Genomic DNA, 16028 nt, shown 5'->3' with positions numbered 1-16028 from the left:
GCTGAGGCGGCGCCCCTGCCGGGGTCCCGTCGCACGTCCCGCCGCCGGTAATTCGGCTGCCTCCGCCGTCCGGCGCTGCCAGGATGCCCCGTATGGCTGACGTACGTACCGCACATACGGCGGATCTGGACCAGGCGACGCTGAACGCCGTACGGGCCCTTCTCGACGACGCCTTCGACGGGGACATGGCGGACGAGGACTGGGACCACACACTCGGCGGGATGCATGTGCTGCTGTGGGAGGACGGGGAGCTGATCGGACACGGGGCGGTGGTCCGCCGGCAGTTCCTGCACGCGGGCCGGGCCGTGCGCGCGGGCTACGTGGAGGGCGTAGGCGTACGGGCGGACCGGCGCGGCCGGGGCCACGGCTCCGCGGTGATGGACGAGGCGGAACGGCTGCTGCGCGGCGGCTACGAACTGGGGGCCCTCTCGGCCTCCGACGAGGCGGTCGGCTTCTACTCGGCGCGCGGCTGGCAGCTCTGGCCCGGCACCACGTCGGTACTCGCCCCGACGGGCATCGAGCGGCTGCCGGACGAGGAGGGCGGCGTCTTCGTCCTGCCCGTGACCACGGAGCTGTCGCTGGACGGGGACCTGGCGTGCGACTGGCGGTCGGGGGACGCCTGGTAGCGGGGGCGGAGTCGTCCCAGGGCTCCCCTGCGGCTGAGGCCGGGCGGGGGCTCGCCCGTCCGGCGCCGGCGGTACGGGCATGGGCCGGGGTCGGCGGCGCTCACCTGGCCTGCGGCCGGGCCGGGCGCCGGCGGTACGGTCCGCCCCCGCGGCCGACGGGCACGGGCCGGAGGCAAAGCGGTGTCCAGCCCGCGCCCCGGCCTACGACCGGGCTCGGCGCCGACGGTACGGGCCCCCGTCACGGGCGCGGCCGGCAGCGGGGGCGGTGCGGGCATGGGCCGGGGTCGGCGGCGCTCCCCCGGCCCTCGGCCGGACCGGCGTCAGCCCCGTCCCGCGTCGGCGGTGCGGCCGTCCGGAGCAGACGGCGGCGGGGCGGTGCGGTCGCGGCGACCCAGCAGGTCCGCGAGGCCCTGGCGGGTGGCGGCCAGGACGACGCGGTCGTCGGAGGTCAGCACGTAGTCGGCGGGGAGGTTCCAGTCGAGGCCGGAGCGGCGCTCGCCGCCCCGCGGGGGCGCGGGTTCCGCGAGGTCGGGGCGGCGGTCGCCGGGGGCGGTGGTGTCCAGGGCGAGGACCCGCCAGGAGCCGGGCCGGAACGCCTGGGCGACGCTGAGCCCGGCCAGTTCCGGGTGGCTTTTGACGTCCAGGGCGACGAAGAGGAGCACCTTGCGTTCGACGGGGATGGCGCCGAGCATCCGGCGGCCCATCATCGCCCCGGCGAAGGCCGGCGCGGCGAGCGAGGAGACGCTGCGGCTGCGCGTCAGCGCCTGCGGGTGCGAGTCGCGCAGGGTGCGGTAGACGGCGGCGGCGAACCGGTCCTCGTACAGCCGCATCACCGCCCGTACGCCGGGCTTGGAGGCGCGGGCGGAGAGCACGGCCTCCAGATTGGTGGTGTCGCTGCTGGTCAGGGCCAGTATGGCGAGGCTGGTACGGATCTTCGCGGCGTCCAGGACGCCTTCCTCCGTGACGTCGCCGATCACGGTCGGCACCCGCAGGCTCCGGGCGAGGGCGATGCCGCGCGCCTGCGGGTCCTGTTCGACGCACACCACGGGCATGTCGAGTTCGCGCAGCCGGGCGAGTACGCGCGTACCGACCTTCCCGAGCCCGAGCAGCACCACATGGCCGGAGAGCCCGCGCGGCGGGCGGCGCAGCGTGGACGCGGAGCGGAAGGTGCCGAGCCCTTCGAGGGCGGCGGCGACCAGCAGCGGGAGCAGCAGCAACCCGGTGAGTCCGGAGAGGAGTTGGAGGATCTGGCGGCCGAGGGGTTCGCCGATCGCCGGGTCGTCGATGGCGAACAGGTCGAGCAGCGAGAGGTAGGCGGCGTGCGCCGGGTCCTCGTCGGTGACCAGCCAGGAGGCGACGGCCAGCGCGCCGACGGCGGCCGCGAGCCCGGCGAGCGACCAGCGCAGGCGGCGCGAGAAGAACGAGCCGAGCGGGAGCGCGCGGGCGGCGAACCGGGACGGCGGGAGCGTCGGGCCGGTGTGCGTGACCGTCTCCAGCACCATCGTGCCGCGGTCGGCCGCCCGCGCGACCTCCTCGTCGTCGGGCAGGAGCAGCGGCTCGTCGGCGCCCGCGCCCGAGCCCGAGCCCGAGCCGCCGTCCGTACCCGAACCGCCGCCCGCGGCCGCATCGCGCGGGGCCGAGAGGATGGCGAGAGCGCACAGGGCGCGCTCGCGGGCCGCTCCCCCGCCGCCTTCGGCCGCGGGCGGGCGCTCGGCGGCGCGCAGCAGCGCCCCGCCGGCGGGGATGACCTTGCTGCTGCCCGCGATGGCCGCGGCGACCAGCGCGGGGGCGGCGGTGTCGGCGTCGGACAGGACGGTGGTGGACGCGTCGGTGGCTTCGGGGTCGAGGTCGGGGGCGGAGACCAGGGCGGCCTGGTCGAGGAGGTGCTCCAGGTGCTGGCCGAGCCGCCGGTTGTAGAGCCGGATGACCAGTCGCAGCCGGGGGTTGAGGCGCCGGGCCCGCAGCGCGGCGTGGATGTTGGTCTCGTCGTCGTCATAGACCAGCGCCAGCGCCTCGGCGTGCTGCACCCCGGCCTCGATGAGCGCCTCGTCGTCGGGTTCGGCGGCCTCGACGATCCGTACGGGCTGGGCGGGCGCGCCACCGGACGCGGCCTGGCCCCTGACGCCCACCGCCCCGGTCACCCGCCCGAACAGCGCCGCCGCCCGGACCGCCATGACGGAGGGCTGACGGCGGTCCGTACGGGCTCCCGGCAGCAGCGCGGTGACGCTCTCGCTGTAGACGCCGGAGAGCTCGGCGGCCAGCCGGTGCACCAATCCGTCGTCGCCGCAGACGACCATACGGGTGGCGACCGCGAGCTGTTGGGACTGCTGAGGTAGTGGGGACACACGTCAAGGGTGCCCTGCGGACCCCCTTGCCGGGCGCGCGGCGCGGCGCCCGATCGACGGCGGTCAGGGAACGGCCGGCCGACTGATCCCGATACCTGACGATCCATCCGGCGAGAACACGCCGCGCGGCCGGGCGTCTTCCCACCGGGTGGATACGGGCGTCAGCGCGCCGTTCTCGCGAGATGGAAATCCTCCGCGTGGTAGAAGTCGCATTCACTCGCCCCGACTTCCGGCGCTCGCGTCGCCCACACCACGAACTCGGCGGCGAATTCCGGGGAGATGGTCCGCATATGGTCCTTGGGCGCGCGGCCGACCCACTCGCCTTCCCGATAGGGCGGCAGTCCGGCCGTCTTCTCCTCGAACGCCGGGTCCATCGCGGGGTCCTCGCGCGGTTCAGAAATCTGTATCGACGATGTCGAGGGCCTCGAGTTGCCGAGCACTCACGCCTCGCACACCCATCAGCAGCGCGTCGCCGAAGTTCACGTTCGCCAGGTCAACCCCCGTGAAGTCGGCAAAGGAAAGGTCGGCCCCGGCGAACTGCGCTCCCGCGAGCACCGCGCCGGTGAAGTCAGCCTTCCTGAGGTCGGCCCCGGCGAAATCCGCCCTGATGAGATCCGCGTGGGCGAGCCGGGCCCGCATCAGGTTCGCCCCCGTGAGTTTCGCTCGGGCCAAGACGGCCCGCGTGAAGTCCGCGCCGAGCAAATCGGCATAGGCGAGATCAGCGCGGGAGAGGTCCGATCCGGCGAAATCGGAGAAGGCGAGACCGGCCCGGTACATGCCGGTGAAGCGGAAGCCCCGTCTCGCCCACGCGTTCTCCCCGGTGAGGCAAGCACCTGCCAGATGCAGCCCGGACAAGTCGACGACAGCACCGGACACTTGGTGCCGCGAAGTCGCCAGCAGGGGGTACAACAAGGCCGTCAGAGCCTGCTGCACATCGGGGGCCGGTTCGGCGGGGAGCCTCGGGCCGGGCGTCGAGAGGGAACGCCGGAGCGCCGCCCGGTGCCCTGCCGTGCCGGCGCCGCGCGGAACGGGCCGGCCCTGGTGGTGAGGTGCGCGCTGTCGGACGAAGGCGTTGAGGACCTGAGCCGCGTGCAGCCCCTGCTCGGGCGCGTCGCGAATGATCTGTTCCAGCGCGAGGACGCCGCCGATTCGCCCATAGAGATCGTCGGAACTGAGACGTTCGAGCGCCGTCGTGAACCGGTCCGTGACTTGTCCCCGGCGGGCGAGGCGGTAGTTGAACATGGTGAAGAGCAAGGCCAGCCCGGCCCCTAAGACCGCGGCGATCTGAACGACCGCCATGCGGAATCCGGTGACCAGGGCCGCCGAGCCGGACCGCAGCCCCTTCGCGTCAAGGTACTCGCCGTCGACCCACCAGGGCCCGCGCCAGATCAGCAACACCACGGCGATCATGAACGCTGCCGCGCCCGCGCCCGCGAGCAGTTGCAGGCGCCGCACCCGCGCCCACCGCCGTGCACGGCGTACCGCGTATCGAGTGTCCATGGCCCATGACAGCGCGGCGTGCCGTGCCCGCACCAGTCTCGTGCGCCGAAGGCGACGAGTGATGCGGCACGGCACGCCGTTCAGGACCGTAGTGGCCGCCCTGACTGCCTCAGTTCTTCGTGAGCTTCTGGAGGTCGATGTTGAGTTCCAGGACGTTGACGCGCGGGTCGCCGAGGAAGCCCGCGAGGCGGCCGTCGGTGTGGGTCTTGACCAGTTGGGCGACCTTGGCCTCCGGCAGGTGGTTGGCCTTGGCCACGCGCTCGGTCTGGAGCTTGGCGTAGGCCGGGGAGATGTCCGGGTCGATGCCGGAGGCGGAGGCGGTCAGGGCGTCCGGGGGGACGGCGGACGGGGAGACGTCGTTGAACTTCGCGACGTCCGCGCGGCGTTGCTGCACCGAGGCGAGCAGGACCTTGCTGTCGGCGGCCAGGTTGGAGGCGCCGGAGACGGTGAGGTGGTACTGGGTGTTCTCGGTGTTGAGGCCGGCCGCCGAGGGGCGGGGCTGGAAGTACTTCGGGTCCGGCAGCGGGTTGCCGTCCTTGTCCTTCTTGTCGAGCGTGTAGGTCTGGCCGAGGAGCGACGAGCCGGCGGGCTTGCCGTCGGCCTTCACCTCCGAGCCATTCGCCTTGGAGTGGAAGGCCGTCTGGGCGATGCCGGTGACGACCAGCGGATAGATCACGCCGCAGACCAGGGTGAGGACGAGCATGGCGCGCAGGCCCGCCCCCAGCAGCCGGACCGTGCTGCGCAGGGAGTTGTTCATGACGTCACCCGATGCCAGGAATGAGGGAGATGAGCAGGTCGATGATCTTGATGCCGATGAACGGGGCGACGAGCCCGCCCAGCCCGTACAGGCCGAGGTTGCGGCGGAGCATGGAGTCGGCGCTCATCGGGCGGTAGCGGACGCCCTTGAGGGCGAGCGGCACCAGCGCCACGATGATCAGGGCGTTGAAGACGACCGCCGAGAGGATCGCGGACTGCGGCGAGTGCAGGCTCATGATGTTGAGCTTGTCGAGGCCGGGGTAGGCCACCGCGAACATCGCCGGGATGATCGCGAAGTACTTCGCGACGTCGTTGGCGATCGAGAACGTCGTCAGCGCGCCGCGGGTGATCAGGAGCTGCTTGCCGATCTCGACGATCTCGATGAGCTTGGTGGGGTTGGAGTCCAGGTCCACCATGTTCCCGGCCTCCTTGGCGGCCGAGGTGCCGGTGTTCATGGCCACGCCGACGTCGGCCTGGGCCAGCGCGGGGGCGTCGTTGGTGCCGTCGCCGGTCATCGCGACGAGCTTGCCGCCCGCCTGCTCCCGCTTGATCAGCGCCATCTTGTCCTCGGGCGTGGCCTCCGCGAGGAAGTCGTCGACGCCCGCCTCCTCGGCGATCGCCTTGGCCGTCAGCGGGTTGTCCCCCGTGATCATGACGGTCTTGATGCCCATCCGGCGCAGTTCGTCGAACCGCTCCCGCATGCCCTCCTTGACGACGTCCTTGAGGTGGATGACGCCCATCACGCGTGCGCCGTCCGCGTCCTCCAGGGCGACCAGCAGCGGTGTGCCGCCCGCCTCGGAGATCGTCTCGGTGAGCTGCCGGGCGTCCTCGGCGACGGCGCCGCCGCGCTCCTGGACCCACGCGATGATCGAACCGGAGGCGCCCTTGCGGACCTTGCGGGCCACCCCGTTCTCTTCGAGGTCGACGCCCGACATGCGGGTCTGCGCCGTGAAGGGCACCCACTCCGCGTGCTCCAGCTCGCCCTCGTGGCGCTCCCGGAGCCCGTACTCCTCCTTGGCGAGCACGACGATCGAGCGGCCCTCCGGCGTCTCGTCGGCCAGTGAGGAGAGCTGGGCGGCGTCGGCTACCTCGGCCGCCGTCACGCCCTTGACCGGTACGAACTCGGCGGCCTGGCGGTTGCCGAGGGTGATGGTCCCGGTCTTGTCGAGGAGCAGGGTGGAGACGTCGCCCGCGGCCTCGACCGCGCGCCCGGACATCGCCAGCACATTGCGCTGCACCAGCCGGTCCATGCCCGCGATGCCGATCGCGGAGAGCAGCGCGCCGATGGTGGTCGGGATGAGGCAGACCAGCAGGGCGGCGAGCACGATCATCGTCTGCTCGGCCTTGGCGTAGATCGCGAAGGGCTGGAGGGTGACGACGGCGAGCAGGAAGACGATGGTGAGCGAGGCGAGCAGGATGTTGAGCGCGATCTCGTTCGGCGTCTTCTGCCGGGCGGCGCCCTCGACCAGGTTGATCATGCGGTCGATGAAGGTCTCCCCCGGCTTCGTCGTGATCTTGATGACCACGCGGTCGGAGAGCACCTTGGTGCCGCCGGTGACCGCCGACCGGTCGCCGCCGGACTCGCGGATGACCGGCGCCGACTCGCCCGTGATGGCGGACTCGTCGACGGACGCGACGCCCTCGACGACGTCGCCGTCGCCGGGGATGATGTCGCCGGCCTCGCAGACGACGAGGTCGCCGACGCGCAGCTCGGTGCCGGGCACCCGCTCCTCGCTCCGGTCGGCGCCGGAGCCGTTCAGCCGCCGGGCGACCGTATCGGTCTTGGCCTTGCGCAGGGTGTCCGCCTGCGCCTTGCCGCGGCCCTCGGCGACGGCCTCCGCCAGGTTGGCGAACAGGACGGTCAGCCACAGCCAGGCGGTGATCGCCCAGCCGAACCAGTCGCCGGGGTCCGTGACGGCGAGGACGGTGGTGATCACCGAGCCCACCTCGACCACGAACATCACCGGGGACTTGATCATCACCCGCGGGTGGAGCTTGCGGCACGCGTCCGGGAAGGACTTCAGCAGCGCCTTCGGGTCGAAGATGCCGCCGGAGACGCGGCCGTGGTCCGCCTCCGCCGAGTGCTGCGCCTCGCCCCCTTCGGGCGTGCGTACGGGTGTCGCAGTGGACATGGGGTCCTCAACAGAAGTGTCTACGCGGCTCATGACAGCCCCTCCGCCATCGGCCCGAGGGCCAGCGCCGGGAAGTAGGTGAGACCGGTGATGATCAGGATCACGCCGACCAGCAGCCCCGCGAAGAGCGGCTTGTGCGTGCGCAGGGTGCCGGCCGTCTCGGGCACCGGCCGCTGCTCGGCGAGCGAGCCGGCCAGGGCCAGCACGAACACCATCGGCAGGAAGCGGCCGAGCAGCATCGCGAGGCCGATGGTGGTGTTGTACCAGGGCGTGTTGGCGTTGAGTCCGGCGAAGGCGGAGCCGTTGTTGTTGGCGCCGGAGGTGAAGGCGTACAGCACCTCGGAGAAGCCGTGCGCGCCGCTGTCGTGCACCGAGTTGGAGGCGGTGTTCAGGATGGAGTCCGGCGGTCCGGCGAGCGCCATCGACAGGGCGGTGAAGCCCAGCACCAGGGTCGGCGTGATGAGGATGTAGCACGCGGCCAGCTTGATCTCGCGGGTGCCGATCTTCTTGCCGAGGTACTCGGGCGTACGGCCGACCATCAGCCCCGCGATGAAGACCGCGATGATCGCCATCACGAGCATGCCGTACAGGCCGGAGCCGACGCCGCCGGGCGCGATCTCGCCGAGCATCATGCCGAGCAGGGTGAGGCCGCCGCCGAAGCCGGTGTACGAGGAGTGGAAGGAGTCCACCGCGCCGGTCGACGTCAGCGTCGTGGCGACCGCGAAGATCGACGAGCCGCCGACGCCGAACCGCTGCTCCTTGCCCTCCATCGCGCCGCCCGCGGCCTGTAGGGCCGGGCCGCCGTGGTGGAACTCGGTCCACATCATCAGCGCCGTGAAGCCGATCCAGATCAGCCCCATGGTGGCGAGGATCGCGTACCCCTGGCGGACGTTGCCGACGAGCTTGCCGAAGGTCCGGGTGAGCGCGAACGGGATCACCAGGATCAGGAACGGCTCGAAGAGGTTGGAGAGGCCGTTGGGGTTCTCGAAGGGGTGGGCGGAGTTGGCGTTGAAGTAGCCGCCGCCGTTGGTGCCGAGCTCCTTGATGACCTCCTGGGAGGCCACGGCGCCGCCGTTGACCTGCTGGGTGCCGCCGGTCAGTTGACCGATCTCATGGATTCCGGCGAAGTTCTGGATGGCGCCGCACGCGACGAGCACGAGCGCGCCGACGATGGCGATGGGGATCAGGATGCGGACGGTGCCGCGCACCAGGTCGGCCCAGAAGTTGCCGAGGTTCCCGGTGCGGGAGCGGGCGAAGCCCCGTACGAGCGCGATGGCCACCGCGATGCCGACGGCCGCGGAGACGAAGTTCTGCACCGCGAGGCCGAGCGTCTGGACGGCGTGGCCCATGGCCTGCTCGCCCGAGTACGACTGCCAGTTGGTGTTGGCGACGAAGGACGCCGCGGTGTTGAACGCCTGGTCCGGGCTGATCGCGTGGAAGCCGAGCGAGAGGCCCTTGGGCAGGACGCCCTGGGCCCGCTGGAGCAGGTAGAGGAGGAGCAGGCCGGCGGCGGAGAAGGCGAGGACGCCGCGCAGATACGCGGGCCAGCGCATTTCGGCCGCGGGGTTGGCGCCGATGCAGCGGTATATCCACTTCTCGACGCGCAGGTGCTTGGTGGAGCTGTACACGGCGGCCATGTAGTCGCCGAGCGGACGGTAGGCCAGGGCCAGTGCCGCGAACAGCGCGAGCAGCTGGAGGACTCCGGCGAGGACGGGGCTCATATCTGCGCTCAGAACCTCTCCGGGAAAACGAGGGCTATGACGAGGTAGCCCAGCAGGGCGACGGCCACGACGAGGCCGACGATGTTCTCGGCGGTCACAGCTTCGTCACCCCCTTGGCGACGAGTGCCACCAGCGCGAAGACCGCGATCGTGGTGACGACGAAGGCCACGTCGGCCATCGTGTGCTCCTAGAGGTTCGGATATGAACGGACCTCTAGAGGAAACCTCCGTTTCGCACACCCGAATGACCCGTTGACGCCTCTCTTACGGCCATTAGCGCCTCGTTGACGTAATTCATACGCAGACGTCTCAGACCTGCGAAAACGCCGATGGGCCGGACCCCTGAAAAGGGAATCCGGCCCATCGGAACGTTCAAATCCGGCCGCTGGACGGTCCAATAGCCACCCGACGCGGCCGCCCGTCAGCGCACTTCGGAGATCTCCGGACCGCGCTGGAGGCGGTCCACGCCGCCCGCGAAGCGCGACCCCTCGGCCTCGTCCTGCTGGACGCCGTCGGGCATCATCTGGGCGTCGTCCGGGAGCTTGAGGACGATCGGGTCCCGCGGCGCCATCGGGGAGTCGCCGCGCACCACGACCGTGTCCTGGAAGATCTGCTCCAGCAGCCCCGCGGTGTCGGGCTGCACCGCGCCCTGGCCCGAGATCACGCCGCGCAGGAACCAGCGCGGCCCGTCGACGCCGACGAAGCGCACCAGCTGCACCCCGTTGGTGCCGTCCGGCAGCTGTACGGGCACCTGGGCCCGCAGCTCCCAGCCGAGCGGCCCCTCGACCTCGTCCACGACACCGCCCTGCTGGGTGATGCCGCCCGCGATCTCGTCCCGCACCTCGCGCCAGATGCCCTCGCGCTTGGGGGCGGCGAACGCCTGGAGCTGCACGGCGCTGTCGCGCAGCACCAGGGTCGCGGCGACGATGGCGTCGCCCGCGACCTCCACCCGCAGCTCCATGCCCTCGACCCCGGGCACGAAGATGCCGCCCAGGTCGACCCGGCCCTCGCCGGGGTCCCGGACCTCGCTGATGTCCCAGGGGCCGTCGGGGCGCGGCCCCGGCGGCAGACCGGCCGAGCCCTCGGCCGAGGCGCCCGCGGCGTCCGTACCGGACTCCCCGTCCTGCGCCAGCTCCTCGGAGGTCACGCCGTCGTCGAGCCTGTCGACGGTCTCCTCGCTGCCCTTGCGGCGACGACCGAACACGTCACTGTCCTTCCCGGTCGGCTACGACCGAAGCGAATCCATTCCCACCCGTTGCACCGCCCACGGCGGCATGGCCGCCGGTGGACCCCAGGCCGCCCTCGGCCCGCGCCGAGCCGGGAAGTTCCGCCACCTCGTGGAAGCGCACCTTCTCGACCTGCTGGACGACCAGTTGGGCGACCCGGTCGAGCCGCTCGAACCGCACGCTCTCGCGCGGGTCCAGATTGACCACGATCACTTTGATCTCTCCACGGTACCCGGCATCAATGGTCCCCGGGGCGTTCACCATGGAGACTCCGCAGCGGGCCGCCAGGCCCGAGCGGGGGTGCACGAAGGCCGCGTACCCGTCGGGCAGCGCGATCGACACCCCGGTGGGCAGCACGGCGCGCTCGCCGGGGGCCAGCTCGGCGGCCTCGGTGGTGACGAGGTCGCACCCGGCGTCGCCGGGATGCCCGTACGCGGGCACGGGGACGGCCGGGTCCACCCGGCGGATCAACACATCGAGCGGGTCACGGGTCACGGGTTCACCTCGAAAGCTCGCGCGACCTTCACCTGGTCGGGGTCGGCGAGGGCGGCGTCGATCTCGGCGGGGCGGCCGTTGTCGATGAAGTGGTCCACCTTCACCTCGATGAAGAGGGCCTCGGCGCGCACCGCGACGGGCCCGTCCGGACCGCCTATCCGGCCGGTCGCCGTGGAGTAGATCTTGCGGTCGGCGACGGCGGTGACCTCGGCGTCGAGGTGCAGCACGGTGTCCACCGGCACAGGCCGTACGAAGTCGGTCTCCAGCCGGCCCGTCACCGCGATCACCCGCAGCAGCCAGTTCAGCGAGCCGAGCGTCTCGTCGAGCGCGGTGGCCAGCACCCCGCCGTGGGCGAGGCCGGGGGCGCCCTGGTGGGCCTCCTGGACGGTGAACTCGGCGGTGATCCGCACCCCCTCGCCCGCCCGCGTCACCAGGTGCAGGCCGTGCGGCGCCCCGTCGCCGCAGCCGAAGCAGCGGTCGTAGTGCGCGCCTATGATCTCGCCGGGCGCGGGCGCGTCGGGGTGCCGCGTCGGCTCCACGGCGCCGGCCGGCGGCGTCAGCGCTGTCGTTCGTCCACTCACAGGGGCTGACCTTACCCGCGCGCGCGGCGGGCGGGCGCTGCCGTGCCAAGCTGGACCGCATGCAGCCTTACGAAGAGCGGCTGACCGCGCCGCGCTCCTGGTGGTTCATCGCGGTCCTCGTCGGCGTCGCGATGGCACTGATCATGGTGCCGTTCGGCACGCTGCCGATCCTCGGCGGTCTGATCGGCGGCGCGGTGGTGGCGGGCGTGGTGGTGAGCTCGTACGGCTCGCCCCGCATCCGGGTGGTGGCGGGCTCGCTGGTCGCGGGGGACGCGAAGATCCCGCTGACGGCGCTGGGGACGCCCGAGGTGCTGGACGCGGAGGAGGCGCGCGCCTGGCGCTCGTACAAGGCCGATACGCGGGCGTTCATGCTGCTGCGCAGCTATATCCCGACGGCGCTGCGGGTCGAGATCACGGATCCGGCCGACCCCACCCCGTATGTCTATCTCTCCACGCGCTCACCGGAGCGCCTGGCGGCGGCTCTGACGGCCGTACGGGCGTCCTAGGTCCGGTTCCCGCCCTTGACGGCCGTACGTACGTCCTGGGCCCGTTTCTCCGAGCTGCCGGACGGCGGGGTTTCTCAGCCCCCGGTCCCGGGCGGCGGCAGCTCGCGGCCTGTACCGGACGGCGGGGGCTCCGGGTCCGTGCCGGACGGCGGGAGTTCCGGGTCCGTGCCGGACGACGGGAGCGCGTCCCAGGGAACCTGCTTGGTCCGGAGGTCCTTGCGGACCTTCGCGGCGAGCTTCCGGGTGTCGCGCCGGTTCAGCACCGCGCCGACGGCCGCGCCGACCATGAAGGGCGCGAGGTTGGGCAGGTTGCGGAAGGTGCGCTTGAGGATCTGCTGCCGCAGCTCGCGCTTGAGCTGTCCGCCCAGCGCGGCGTTGACGGAGGTGGGGGCGGTGATGTCGATGCCGCGCTCGTCGGCCCAGGCGCCGAGGTAGGCGATCGAGCGCTGCCGGACGGTGCCGGGCGCGCGTACGCCGTAGACCTCGTGGAGCTCGGCGATCAGCTTGAACTCGACGGCGGCGACGCCGACGATCTCGGCGGCCAGCTCGGCGGGCATCGCGGGCGGTACGGGCAGCATGGCCGCGGCGCCGATGCCCGCGCCGATGGTGGAGGAGCCGTTCGCGGCGCCGGCCACCAGCTTGTCCGCGAGCTGCTCGGGGCCGAGCCCCGGGAACTGCGCGCGCAGGGTGGCCAGGTCGCGCACCGGGACGCGCGGGGCGTTGGCGATGATGCGGTCGGCGATGGCGGTCAGGCCCGCCTTGGCGCCCTGTCCGCCCCGCTTGGCGCCGATCTTCGCGCCACGGCCTACGGCGGCCGCGAGCGAGGCCGTGCGGCCTCGCTCGTCGTGCTCGTCGTCCTGGGCCATGGCGCGCTGCAAGGCGGCGTCCTCGGTCAGCTCGGGGGTCGGTTCGGGCTGCCGGGAGCGCCGCTTCCGGAACGGGGACGAGCCTGCCATCGCAGACCCGTCCCTCAGGCCGCGCAGTCGCGGCAGATCGGCTGGCCGTTCTTCTCCGCGGCCAGCTGGCTGCGGTGGTGCACGAGGAAGCACTCCATGCAGGTGAACTCGTCGGCCTGCCGGGGCAGCACCCGGACGGACAGCTCCTCGTTGGAGAGGTCCGCGCCGGGCAGTTCAAGGCCCTCGGCCTGGTCGAACTCGTCGACGTCGACGGTCGACGCCGACTTGTCGTTCCGCCGGGCCTTCAGTTCCTCGATGCTGTCCTCGTTGACGTCATCGTCGGTCTTGCGTGGGGTGTCGTAATCCGTTGCCATGTCGCTCTCCCCCTCTGGGTGTCTGCGGTGTCTCAGCGCACGTAACGCGTGAGAGGCCGGACTTGTGCCCGACCTGAGGCGGAGATTTTGCCTCACATCAAGGTCTGTTACTCAATCGACACCCAACCGCACCCCTGAAGAGGTGATCAGGTTGGGTGGCGATCGGGACCGTACACGGTCCGAAAGTCGCACTGTCACGCGCCATCACGAGTACTTCCCGTGATCAAGACCCCTGGAAACCCGGATTTTCCCGGCCTTCCGGCGGCTTTTCCGATCACGGAGAGTGGATGGCCTGAAGTTTGCTCATGTGATCGATCACACATGATCACGGCGTCGGCGGACCATGAAAATTCCGCCCAAAGCGAACCTCTCAAGAGAAGGATCTCAGGCCGGGAGCACAACGCGCATCACGAGCCCACCGCCTTCCCGTGGCTCCGCGGTGATCCGGCCGCCGTGCGCGCGCGCCACGGAGCGCACGATCGACAGGCCGAGACCGACGCCCTTGTCGCTGCCCGTACGCTCGGTGCGGAGCCGCCTGAAGGGCTCGAAGATGTTGTCCACCTCGTACGCCGGGACGACCGGCCCGGTGTTCTCCACCACCAGCACCGCCTGCCCCCGCTGGCTCTCGGTCGTGACCCGCACCCAGCCGTCCGGGGTGTTGTAGCGCACCGCGTTCTGCACCAGGTTCAGCGCGATCCGCTCCAGCAGCACGCCGTTGCCCTGGACGACGGCGGGCTGCCGGTCGCCCGTCAGCTCCACGTCCTTGGCCTGCGCCTCCGCGCGGGTCTGGTCGACGGCCTGGGTGGCCACCTCGGCGAGGTCCACGGGCTTGCGGTCCACGAGCTCGTTGTCGCTGCGCGCGAGCAGCAGCAGCCCCTCCACGAGCTGTTCGCTGCGCTCATTGGTCGCCAGCAGGGTCTTGCCGAGCTGCTGGAGCTCCGGGGACGCCTCCGGGTCGGAGAGGTGCACCTCCAGCAGGGTGCGGTTGATCGCCAGCGGCGTGCGCAGCTCGTGGGAGGCGTTCGCCACGAAGCGCTGCTGCGCGGTGAACGAGCGCTCCAGCCGGTCGAGCATCTCGTCGAAGGTGTCCGAGAGCTCCTTCAACTCGTCGTCCGGGCCGCCCAGTTCGATGCGCCGGCTCAGGTCCGTACCGGCGACGCGGCGGGCCGTGCGGGTCATCTTGCCCAGCGGGGAGAGCACCCGTCCGGCCATCGCGTAGCCGAAGGCGAACGCGACGACGCTCAGGCCCAGCAGGGCCAGCAGCGAGCGGCGCAGCAGGCCGTTGAGGGCGAGCCGGCGCTGGTCCTGCATGCAGTTGTAGAGGACCTCGTTGAACTGGTCCGTCTTGAGGTTGCCGGAGATCCCCGGGCAGGTGTCGTTGGTGGACTGCACGCTGCCGCCCAGCAGCTTGAACGGCAGCTCGTTGCCGACGTGCAGGGCCTGGGCCGCCAGCAGGTAGATGATCGTGAGCAGCACGATCCCGGCCATCAGGAACATCCCGCCGTAGAGCAGGGTGAGCCGTATCCGGATGGTCGGGCGGAACCACGGGAACGGGCGCACGACGGGCTGGCGCGGGTCCCACGCGGGTTTGGGCGGGGCCGTCGGCGGGGCGGGGGTCGAGGCCATGCGGGGTCAGATCCGGTATCCGGAGCCGGGCACGGTGACGATCACGGCGGGCTCGCCGAGCTTGCGGCGGAGCGTCATGACCGTGACCCGTACGACGTTGGTGAACGGGTCGGTGTTCTCGTCCCACGCCTTCTCCAGCAGCTGCTCTGCCGAGACCACGGCCCCCTCGCTGCGCATCAGCACCTCCAGCACCGCGAACTCCTTCGGCGCCAGCTGCACCTCCTTGCCGTCCCGGAAGACCTCGCGGCGGTTCGGGTCGAGCTTGATCCCCGCGCGCTCCAGGACCGGCGGCAGCGCGACGGTCGTACGGCGCCCCAGCGCCCGCACGCGCGCGGTCAGCTCGCTGAACGCGAAGGGCTTGGGCAGATAGTCGTCCGCCCCGATCTCCAGCCCCTCCACGCGGTCGCTGACGTCGCCCGAGGCGGTCAGCATCAGCACGCGGGTGGGCATGCCCAGCTCGACGATCTTGCGGCAGACGTCGTCCCCGTGGACGAGCGGGAGGTCGCGGTCGAGGACCACGACGTCGTAGTCGTTGACGGCGATGCGCTCCAGGGCGGCGGCACCGTCGTACACGACGTCGACGGCCATGGCCTCCCGGCGCAATCCGGTGGCTACCGCATCGGCGAGCAGCTGCTCGTCCTCGACGACGAGTACGCGCACGGCGCTGTCCTTCCGTTTGGCCCCTTTTTGGGCAGGCTGCCAGGCTGTTAGCCACTCCATCCTGCCCCCAAGCCCGATAAACCGGCTGTAAGGGGGGCGAGCGGCCGATCATGACCAAGGATTCCCGCGCCTCCCCCTCGTCCCTTCCTCGCCTCTTCCTCGACGAAGACGAGATTCAACGGGCCGCCCGAGGTTTCCCCTCACGCGGGGTTGGGGAGGACGACTGCACACACCCGCGATCACGCCCTGACTGTGGCGCGCCACACCTCGTCGCCGCTCAGGGGCCACGCACGTGATCGAACCGCCGTCGGCACACCCCCGTGCCATCGACCCATGCCGAGGGGGCGCATCATGGACGCGTTCACCGCTGGAATTCTGCAGCGTATAGAGAGCACCCAGACCGATCTCGACCAGGCCCGCGAAGCGGGCGACGACTTCCTCGTCGAGGTCGAGCAGGCAGAACTGGACGACCTGCGCCGACTGGCCGCCGAACACGGCGTCGAGGTCACCGCCGCCTGAGTCCCCCCGCCCCGAAACGGGGCCCGACCCGAACGGCACCACCCACGCAGCGAAGCGCCTCCGCAC

Annotated in this window: 17 protein-coding genes; 3 read left to right on the top strand and 14 right to left on the bottom strand. The window is 71.5% G+C overall.

Features of this window, described 5'->3' with window-relative positions:
• Nucleotides 1-92: 92 nt before the first annotated feature.
• On the top strand, nucleotides 93-626 hold the full coding sequence (locus AB0I49_RS00525) for a GNAT family N-acetyltransferase (RefSeq protein WP_363224500.1): 534 nt from the start codon (nucleotides 93-95) through the stop codon (nucleotides 624-626).
• 320 nt (nucleotides 627-946) lie between these two features.
• On the opposite strand, the gene AB0I49_RS00520 is transcribed toward AB0I49_RS00525, so the two are convergent.
• From AB0I49_RS00520 to AB0I49_RS00475, 10 genes are all read right to left on the bottom strand, one after another.
• Entirely contained in the window at nucleotides 947-2923 is a 1977-nt protein-coding gene (locus AB0I49_RS00520; protein ID WP_363224945.1) for an NAD-binding protein, read from the bottom strand.
• Nucleotides 2924-3132: 209 nt separating this feature from the next.
• Entirely contained in the window at nucleotides 3133-3345 is a 213-nt protein-coding gene (locus tag AB0I49_RS00515; RefSeq protein ID WP_363224498.1) for a hypothetical protein, read from the bottom strand.
• Nucleotides 3346-3364: 19 nt separating this feature from the next.
• Entirely contained in the window at nucleotides 3365-4426 is a 1062-nt protein-coding gene (locus AB0I49_RS00510) for a pentapeptide repeat-containing protein (RefSeq protein ID WP_363224496.1), read from the bottom strand.
• Between the two features lie 154 nt (nucleotides 4427-4580).
• A complete protein-coding gene (kdpC, locus tag AB0I49_RS00505; protein ID WP_363224495.1) occupies nucleotides 4581-5228 on the bottom strand; it encodes a potassium-transporting ATPase subunit KdpC in 648 nt (215 codons plus the stop codon).
• A gap of 4 nt (nucleotides 5229-5232) precedes the next feature.
• A complete protein-coding gene (gene kdpB / locus AB0I49_RS00500; protein WP_363224494.1) occupies nucleotides 5233-7359 on the bottom strand; it encodes a potassium-transporting ATPase subunit KdpB in 2127 nt (708 codons plus the stop codon).
• A gap of 29 nt (nucleotides 7360-7388) precedes the next feature.
• Complete coding sequence (gene kdpA, locus AB0I49_RS00495; RefSeq protein ID WP_363224492.1) at nucleotides 7389-9080, bottom strand: potassium-transporting ATPase subunit KdpA; 1692 nt, start codon at nucleotides 9078-9080, stop codon at nucleotides 7389-7391.
• 8 nt (nucleotides 9081-9088) lie between these two features.
• Nucleotides 9089-9178: a K(+)-transporting ATPase subunit F gene (gene kdpF / locus AB0I49_RS00490; RefSeq protein ID WP_037965490.1), complete on the bottom strand. Its 90-nt coding sequence runs from the start codon at nucleotides 9176-9178 to the stop codon at nucleotides 9089-9091.
• A gap of 322 nt (nucleotides 9179-9500) precedes the next feature.
• Nucleotides 9501-10283: a DUF3710 domain-containing protein gene (locus tag AB0I49_RS00485; protein WP_363224491.1), complete on the bottom strand. Its 783-nt coding sequence runs from the start codon at nucleotides 10281-10283 to the stop codon at nucleotides 9501-9503.
• A 1-nt stretch (nucleotide 10284) separates the two neighbouring features.
• The gene (gene dut / locus AB0I49_RS00480; RefSeq protein WP_363224490.1) at nucleotides 10285-10800 is read right to left on the bottom strand and encodes a dUTP diphosphatase; all 516 of its coding nucleotides are present in this window, start codon (nucleotides 10798-10800) and stop codon (nucleotides 10285-10287) included.
• Complete coding sequence (locus AB0I49_RS00475) at nucleotides 10797-11381, bottom strand: PaaI family thioesterase (protein WP_363224489.1); 585 nt, start codon at nucleotides 11379-11381, stop codon at nucleotides 10797-10799. Before AB0I49_RS00475 ends, dut begins: the two co-directional genes overlap by 4 nt.
• 59 nt (nucleotides 11382-11440) lie before the next feature.
• Between AB0I49_RS00475 and AB0I49_RS00470 the strand changes: the two genes are divergently transcribed.
• Entirely contained in the window at nucleotides 11441-11887 is a 447-nt protein-coding gene (locus tag AB0I49_RS00470; RefSeq protein ID WP_363224488.1) for a DUF3093 domain-containing protein, read from the top strand.
• A gap of 74 nt (nucleotides 11888-11961) precedes the next feature.
• Here the strand turns inward: AB0I49_RS00470 and AB0I49_RS00465 are convergent, their stop codons facing one another.
• The 4 genes from AB0I49_RS00465 to AB0I49_RS00450 all read right to left on the bottom strand — a co-directional run bounded on the left by AB0I49_RS00465 (nucleotide 11962) and on the right by AB0I49_RS00450 (nucleotide 15443).
• Nucleotides 11962-12843: a hypothetical protein gene (locus AB0I49_RS00465; protein WP_363224487.1), complete on the bottom strand. Its 882-nt coding sequence runs from the start codon at nucleotides 12841-12843 to the stop codon at nucleotides 11962-11964.
• A 14-nt stretch (nucleotides 12844-12857) separates the two neighbouring features.
• Nucleotides 12858-13157, bottom strand: coding sequence for a DUF4193 domain-containing protein (locus tag AB0I49_RS00460; RefSeq protein ID WP_030884311.1), 300 nt, complete (start codon nucleotides 13155-13157; stop codon nucleotides 12858-12860).
• Nucleotides 13158-13541: 384 nt separating this feature from the next.
• Complete coding sequence (locus AB0I49_RS00455; RefSeq protein WP_363224486.1) at nucleotides 13542-14783, bottom strand: HAMP domain-containing sensor histidine kinase; 1242 nt, start codon at nucleotides 14781-14783, stop codon at nucleotides 13542-13544.
• Nucleotides 14784-14789: 6 nt separating this feature from the next.
• The gene (locus tag AB0I49_RS00450; RefSeq protein ID WP_363131049.1) at nucleotides 14790-15443 is read right to left on the bottom strand and encodes a response regulator transcription factor; all 654 of its coding nucleotides are present in this window, start codon (nucleotides 15441-15443) and stop codon (nucleotides 14790-14792) included.
• Nucleotides 15444-15776: 333 nt separating this feature from the next.
• Here AB0I49_RS00450 and AB0I49_RS00445 point away from each other — a divergent pair, with 333 nt between their 5' ends.
• The gene (locus AB0I49_RS00445) at nucleotides 15777-15962 is read left to right on the top strand and encodes a hypothetical protein (protein WP_363224969.1); all 186 of its coding nucleotides are present in this window, start codon (nucleotides 15777-15779) and stop codon (nucleotides 15960-15962) included.
• Nucleotides 15963-16028: the final 66 nt, after the last annotated feature.

The sequence above is a fragment of the Streptomyces sp. NPDC050617 genome, from assembly GCF_040654795.1.
Lineage (GTDB): Bacteria > Actinomycetota > Actinomycetes > Streptomycetales > Streptomycetaceae > Streptomyces.
The sequence above is the reverse complement of the archived record's forward strand: the minus strand, read 5'-3'. Positions and strand labels throughout refer to the sequence as shown.

What these genes read in the sequence shown, in the direction of transcription:
- AB0I49_RS00455 (WP_363224486.1), bottom strand. Translation starts at nt 14,783, where the DNA reads ATGGCCTCGACCCCCGCCCCGCCGACGGCCCCGCCCAAACCCGCGTGG.
- AB0I49_RS00460 (WP_030884311.1), bottom strand. Translation starts at nt 13,157, where the DNA reads ATGGCAACGGATTACGACACCCCACGCAAGACCGACGATGACGTCAAC.
- AB0I49_RS00515 (WP_363224498.1), bottom strand. Translation starts at nt 3,345, where the DNA reads ATGGACCCGGCGTTCGAGGAGAAGACGGCCGGACTGCCGCCCTATCGG.
- kdpC (WP_363224495.1), bottom strand. Translation starts at nt 5,228, where the DNA reads ATGAACAACTCCCTGCGCAGCACGGTCCGGCTGCTGGGGGCGGGCCTG.
- kdpB (WP_363224494.1), bottom strand. Translation starts at nt 7,359, where the DNA reads ATGTCCACTGCGACACCCGTACGCACGCCCGAAGGGGGCGAGGCGCAG.
- AB0I49_RS00465 (WP_363224487.1), bottom strand. Translation starts at nt 12,843, where the DNA reads ATGGCAGGCTCGTCCCCGTTCCGGAAGCGGCGCTCCCGGCAGCCCGAA.
- AB0I49_RS00470 (WP_363224488.1), top strand. Translation starts at nt 11,441, where the DNA reads ATGCAGCCTTACGAAGAGCGGCTGACCGCGCCGCGCTCCTGGTGGTTC.
- AB0I49_RS00525 (WP_363224500.1), top strand. Translation starts at nt 93, where the DNA reads ATGGCTGACGTACGTACCGCACATACGGCGGATCTGGACCAGGCGACG.
- AB0I49_RS00520 (WP_363224945.1), bottom strand. Translation starts at nt 2,923, where the DNA reads ATGGTCGTCTGCGGCGACGACGGATTGGTGCACCGGCTGGCCGCCGAG.
- kdpA (WP_363224492.1), bottom strand. Translation starts at nt 9,080, where the DNA reads ATGAGCCCCGTCCTCGCCGGAGTCCTCCAGCTGCTCGCGCTGTTCGCG.
- AB0I49_RS00445 (WP_363224969.1), top strand. Translation starts at nt 15,777, where the DNA reads ATGCCGAGGGGGCGCATCATGGACGCGTTCACCGCTGGAATTCTGCAG.